The sequence below is a fragment of the Variovorax sp. WDL1 genome, from assembly GCF_001541225.1.
GTDB lineage: Bacteria > Pseudomonadota > Gammaproteobacteria > Burkholderiales > Burkholderiaceae_C > Variovorax.
Genome location: NZ_LMTS01000173.1, coordinates 99,810 through 105,959 on the forward strand (window position 1 = coordinate 99,810; position 6,150 = coordinate 105,959).

The 6,150-nt window shown below is 66.8% G+C and carries 5 protein-coding genes; all 5 read left to right on the forward strand.

All coding sequences use genetic code 11. The features are described 5' to 3' along the window. Positions 1-8 precede the first annotated feature (8 nt). On the forward strand, positions 9-1,475 hold the full coding sequence (locus APY03_RS24710; RefSeq protein WP_068681040.1) for a glycosyltransferase family 87 protein: 1,467 nt from the start codon (positions 9-11) through the stop codon (positions 1,473-1,475). Positions 1,476-1,597: 122 nt separating this feature from the next. Continuing rightward, entirely contained in the window at positions 1,598-2,278 is a 681-nt protein-coding gene (locus APY03_RS24715; protein ID WP_068681042.1) for a TetR/AcrR family transcriptional regulator, read from the forward strand. Between the two features lie 64 nt (positions 2,279-2,342). Further along, positions 2,343-4,139 carry an acyl-CoA dehydrogenase C-terminal domain-containing protein gene (locus tag APY03_RS24720; RefSeq protein ID WP_068681044.1) on the forward strand — a complete coding sequence of 599 codons (1,797 nt, stop codon included), beginning with the start codon at positions 2,343-2,345 and terminating at the stop codon, positions 4,137-4,139. Positions 4,140-4,144: 5 nt separating this feature from the next. Continuing rightward, on the forward strand, positions 4,145-4,576 hold the full coding sequence (locus tag APY03_RS24725; RefSeq protein ID WP_102905162.1) for a DUF2147 domain-containing protein: 432 nt from the start codon (positions 4,145-4,147) through the stop codon (positions 4,574-4,576). 23 nt (positions 4,577-4,599) lie between these two features. Next, positions 4,600-6,150 (forward strand): 3-hydroxyacyl-CoA dehydrogenase family protein (locus APY03_RS44400; RefSeq protein WP_232324389.1); only part of this gene is annotated, 1,551 nt, incomplete at its 3' end.

Consider the following 6,150-nt stretch of genomic DNA (forward strand, 5'->3'; position numbering starts at 1 on the left):
CATTCGACATGAAGATCCTGATCGTGGTCGTGGTCGCGACCCTGCTTTCCTGCGTGCTGCTGATCGCGCTGTGGCGCCTGCAGCCGGGCATTCCGGGCCTGCCGCATTCGGCCCAGGCCCAGCGCCTCGCGGTGGTGTGGCGGGTGTGGCTGATGTTCCTGTTGAGCGGGCTCGTTGTGAGCGCGCTGGTCACGCTCTCGGTCGGCGAGCCGCGGGAGAGCTCGCTCGGCTACCTGCGCTTCGTGCTGTCCTTCCACAACGGCGACGACTCGTGGATGCCGATGCTGCGCGCCTCGGCCTTCCTGCGCGAGCATCCGGACCAGCTGCTCTACCAGTCGGTCTTCTTCGGCCAGCACGTGAAGTTCCAGTACCCCCTGACCGCGCTGCTGCCGCTGGACCTGCCGCAGCGCCTGCTGGGCCTGGAGCCCGAGACGGTGGTGGTCATCTTGAAGATCCTGTCGCGGCTGAGCCTGATCGCTATCGCGGCGGTGTTCCTCCGGCTCTTCATGGGCGCGGTGCAATGGCCGTCCAGGCCGGGCGAGCCGCCGGCGCTGCCGGCCATCTCGCGCGGCGCGCTGGCGGCCCTGAGCCTCCTGAGCGTCGCGCTCTTCTACCCGCTCCTGCGCTCCGAATACCACGGCCAGATCCAGACCGCGATGACGCTCGCCGCCGGCGTGTCCCTGCTCGCCTGGCAGCGCGGGCAGCCTCGCCTGGCCGGGCTGATGATGGCCCTGTGCTGCATCATCAAGCCGCAATGGATCATCGTGGTGCTGTGGGCGGCATTGCGGCGGCAGTGGAGCTTCGCGTGGACCGCGACCTGGATCACCGGCGCCTTCGGCCTGGTGGCGATCGCCTTCTACGGGCTGCCCAACGTGCTCGACTACATCCCGGTGGTGTCCTTCCTCGGCCAGCACGGCGAGAGCTATTTCATCAACCAGTCGGTCAACGGCCTGGTAAACCGGCTGCTGTTCAACGGCGTGAATCTGGAGGGCGCGGGGCGGATCTGGTCCGGCACGGATCTCCCGCCCTTTCATCCGACCGTCTATCTCGCAACCACGCTCTCCTCGGCCCTGATCCTCGGCCTGGCGCTGTTCTGGCGGGTGCGCAAGCAACCCACTGCGGTCGACCTGTCGCTTGTCATGCTCAGCCTGACGATGGCCTCGCCGATCGCGTGGGACCACCACTACGGCGTGCTGCTGCTCATCTTCGCGGTGCTGTTCCCCGTCGCGCTGCGGCGCCAGCCCTTCGGCGCAGCAACGCCGGCGCTGCTGTGGCTCGCCTTCCTGCTATCGAGCGAATCCTTCGTCGGCGTCACCAATCTGCTGGCCGGCACGACGTGGAACGTGCTGCAGTCCTACCAGTTCTTCGGGGCGGTGCTGGTACTGGGGCTGCTGTACCGGCTGTCATGGCAGGAACAGCGCTCGCGCGCCGGCATGGGCTTCGGTGTATTGGCTGGCCTGGGCCGGACGGCCTGAACCCCGTCGCCCTGGCGACGTCGCCGATAACCTTCCGCCCCTGTCGGGCTTTCATCGAGCCGGCGGAGAAAGGCCTGCAAAATAGCACGATCGTTCGTTTTATTGACAGGCCCGATCCGCCCATGCCCGCCCCCGGCTCCTCCAAGCTTTCCCGCGCGCCCCAGAAAGGCCAGCAGACCAAGGCCGTCATCGTCGATGCGGCGTTGAACCTGGCCGCGCAGATCGGGCTCGAGGGCCTGTCCATCGGCGCGCTGGCAGAAGTCACTGGCATGAGCAAGTCGGGCGTGTTCGCCCATTTCGGCTCCCGTGAGGAGCTGCAGATCTCGGTAGTGCGCGAGTACCACGCGCGCTTCGAGCAGGAGGTGTTCTATCCGGCCATGCAGGCGCCGCGTGGGCTGCCGCGGCTGCGTGCCCTGTTCGCCAACTGGATGAAACGCACCTCGGCCGAGATCGACTCCGGGTGCATCTACATCAGCGGCGCCGTCGAGTTCGACGACCGGCCGGGGCCGGTGCGCGACGCGCTGGCCGAGTCGGTGAACACCTGGCTGGCCGCCATGCTGCGTGCCGTGCTGCAGGCGCAGGAGGAGGGCCAACTGCGGGCCGATGCCGACGCCAAGCAGATCTCCTTCGAGATCCACGCGCTGATCCTGGCGCTGCACTACGAGGCGCGCTTCCTGCGCTCGCCCGACTCGCTGGCGCGTGCCAACGCGGGCTTCGACAACATCCTCGCGCGCTGCGCGACGCCCGAAGCGCTGGCTGCCTCGGCGGCCGCGTCGTCGCGCAGGCTCAAGCCCGTGCGCTGAGCACGCGCCGCCTGATCACTCTTCTTCGAACGCTCTTCCTCATTTTTTTCCGGAGACTTTTTCCATGCCTGCCTACACCCCGCCCCTTCGCGACATGCAGTTCGTGATGCACGAAGTGCTCAAGGTCACCGACGAATTCAAGGCTTTGCCCAAGCATGCGGAGGTCGACGCCGACACCATCAACGCGGTGCTGGAAGAGGGTGGCAAGTTCGCCGCCGAGGTGACCTTCCCGCTCAACATCACGGGCGACGAGGAGGGCTGCGTGCTCGACAAGACCACGCACGAGGTGAAGACGCCCACGGGCTTCAAGGAAGCCTATGCCAAGTACGTCGAGGGCGGCTGGGCGGCGCTGTCCTGCGACCCGCAGTACGGCGGCCAGGGCCTGCCCTTCGTGGTCAACCAGTGCTTCTACGAGATGCTCAACTCGGCCAACCAGGCCTGGACCATGTACCCGGGCCTCTCGCACGGTGCCTATGAGGCGCTGGTCGCGCACGGCACGGACGAGCAGAAGAAGACCTACCTGCCCAAGCTCACCAGCGGCGAATGGACAGGAACGATGTGCCTGACCGAGCCGCACTGCGGCACCGACCTGGGCCTGCTGCGCACCAAGGCCGAGCCGCAGCCCGACGGCACCTACAGGCTGACCGGCAACAAGATCTTCATCTCGGCCGGCGAACACGACATGGCCGAGAACATCATCCACCTGGTGCTGGCCCGCCTGCCGGACGCGCCCAAGGGCAGCAAGGGCATCAGCCTGTTCGTCGTGCCCAAGTTCAACGTCAAGCCCGACGGTTCGCTCGGCAGCCGCAACGGCATCTACTGCGGCGGGCTGGAGCACAAGATGGGCATCCACGGCAACGCCACCGCGCAGATCGTGCTCGAAGGCGCCAGCGGCACGCTGGTGGGCGAGCCCAACAAGGGCCTGGCCGCGATGTTCGTGATGATGAACGCGGCGCGCCTGGGCGTGGGCAACCAGTCGCTGGGCCTGACCGAGGTGGCCTTCCAGAACGCGCTGGCCTATGCCAAGGACCGCATCCAGATGCGCTCGCTGTCGGGCGTGAAGGCGAAGGACAAGGAAGCCGACCCGATCATCGTTCACCCCGACGTGCGCAAGATGCTGATGACCGCGAAGGCCTATGCCGAGGGCGGCCGCGCGCTGGCCATCTTCTGCACGCTGCTGCTCGACAAGGAGCACCACCACCCCGACGAGAAGGTGCGCAAGGACGCGGGCGAGCTGGTCGCGCTGCTCACGCCGATCGTGAAGGCCTTCATCACCGACAACGGCCACATCTCGACCAATGCCTGCATGCAGGTCTTCGGCGGCCATGGCTTCATCAAGGAATGGGGCATGGAGCAATTCGTGCGCGACAACCGCATCAACATGATCTACGAGGGCACCAACACCATCCAGTCGCTCGACCTGCTGGGGCGCAAGGTGCTGGGCAACAACGGAGCCACGCTCAAGAAGTTCGGCAAGCTGGTCGCGAAGCTGGTCGAGGAGGAGGGCGTGAACGAGAAGATGAGCGAGTTCATCACGCCCATCGCGGTGCTGGGCGAGCAACTCACAAAGTTCACCACCGAGCTGGGCTTCCGCGGCTTCCAGAACGCCGACGAAGTGGGTGCCGCGGCGGTGGACTACCTGCGCGTCGCAGGCCACTTCGTGTTCGGCTACATGTTCGCGCTGCAGGCGCGCGTAGCGCTTGCCGCGATCGCGGCCGGCAACACCGACCCGTTCTACCTGGCCAAGCTGCAGACCGCGCGCTTCTACTTCGCCAAGCTCTTCCCCGAGACCGCGACGCTGATGCGTACCGCGCGCGCCGGCGCTGCGCCGCTCATGAACACCGACGCCGCCCTGGCCTGATCGCCATGAAGCGTCTTCTTGCAGCAATCGCCTTCGTGTCGGCCGGCGCGGCCTTCGCGCAGATGACGCCCGTGGGCGTCTGGCAGAGCGTCGACGACAAGACCGGGGAGGCCAAGTCGCAGATCCGTATCGGCGAATCCGGCGGCGTGCTCAACGGCCGCATCGAGAAGCTGCTGCGCAAGGAAGCGAAGCAGGACGCGGTATGCGACGAATGCACCGACGACCGCAAGGGCAAGCCGCTCGTGGGCCTCGAGATCATCCGCGGCGCGAAGAAGGCCGAAGGCAAGGAGGTCTGGGAGGACGGAAAGATCCTCGACCCCGAAAACGGCAAGAGCTACACGCTGCGGCTAACGCCGGTCGACGGCGGCAGGAAGCTCGAAGTGCGCGGCTCGGTGTTCGGCATCGGCCGCACGCAGACCTGGGTCCGCGTCCAGTAAGACATCTATTTGTTGGAAACTCCATGTCCAAGTTTCAAGTGAAGAAGGTCGCCGTGCTCGGCGCCGGCGTGATGGGCGCGCAGATCGCGGCGCATCTCGTCAACGTGCGCGTGCCGGTGGTGTTGTTCGACCTGCCGGCCAAGGAGGGGCCGAAGAACGGCATCGTCATGCGCGCCATCGACAACCTCAGGAAGCTCAAGCCTGCGCCACTGGGTGACGTGGCCGACGCCGAGCTGATCGAGCAGGCCAACTACGAGGACGATCTCGCAAAGCTCGGCGAATGCGACCTGGTGATCGAAGCCATCGCCGAGCGCATGGACTGGAAGCTCGATCTGTACAAGAAGATCGCGCCCCATGTGGCCAGGCACGCGATCCTGGCCTCGAACACCTCGGGCCTGTCGATCACCAAGCTGAGCGAGGCGCTGCCCGAGGCGCTCAAGCCGCGCTTCTGCGGCATCCACTTCTTCAACCCGCCGCGCTACATGTTCCTGGTCGAGCTGATCAATACGCCGACCACCGAGCCGCAGGTGCTGGACCAGCTCGAGGCCTTCGTCACCAGCGCACTCGGCAAGGGCGTCGTGCGCGCCAAGGACACGCCCAACTTCATCGCCAACCGCGTGGGCATCGCCGGAATGCTGGCGACGCTGAAGGAGGTCGAGAAGTTCGGGCTCACGCCCGACGTGGTGGACGATCTCACCGGCAAGAAGCTGGGGCGCGCGAGCTCGGGTACCTTCCGCACCGCCGACGTGGTGGGGCTGGACACCATGGCCCACGTGGTGAAGACGCTGCAGGACAACCTGAGCGCGCAGACCGATCCCTTCTACGCCAACTTCGCGACCCCGCCGGTGCTGGCCAAGCTGCTGGAGCTGGGCAACCTGGGGCAGAAGACCAAGGCCGGCTTCTACAAGAAGGCGGGTCGCGACATCCTGCGCTTCGACCTGGCGAAGGGCGACTACGTGCCTTCGGGCGAGAAGGCCGACGAGGTCTACGGCCGCATGCTCAGGAAGCCCGCGGCCCAGCGCCTGAAGCTGCTGCGTGAGAGCGAGGGCGCGCAGGGCCGCTTCCTCTGGGCGATCCTGCGCGACAGCTTTCACTATGCGGCCGTGCACCTGGCGACCATCGCCGAGAGCGCGCGCGACGTGGACTTCGCGATGCGATGGGGCTTCGGCATGAAGCAGGGCCCCTTCGAACTCTGGCAGGAGGCGGGCTGGGCGCAGGTCGCCAAGTGGATCCGGGAAGACATCGATGCCGGCGAGGTACTGTCGAACGCGCCGCTGCCCAAGTGGGTGTTCGACGGCCCGGTGGCCGAGGCCGGCGGCGTGCACACGCCCGAGGGCTCGTGGAGCGCCTCGGAGAGCCGGTTCGTGCCGCAGCGGCGCCTGCCGGTGCACGAGCGCCAGCTGTTTCCCGAGAGCGTGCTGGGCAGCAACGCGCCCGACGCCAACCAGGCCGGCACCACCATCCAGGACGAAGGCGACGTGCGCCTCTGGACGCTGGACGGCGAGGTGCTGATCGCGAGCATCCATTCGAAGATGCACGCCATCAGCCCCGACGTGGCCGACACACTGGCGGCC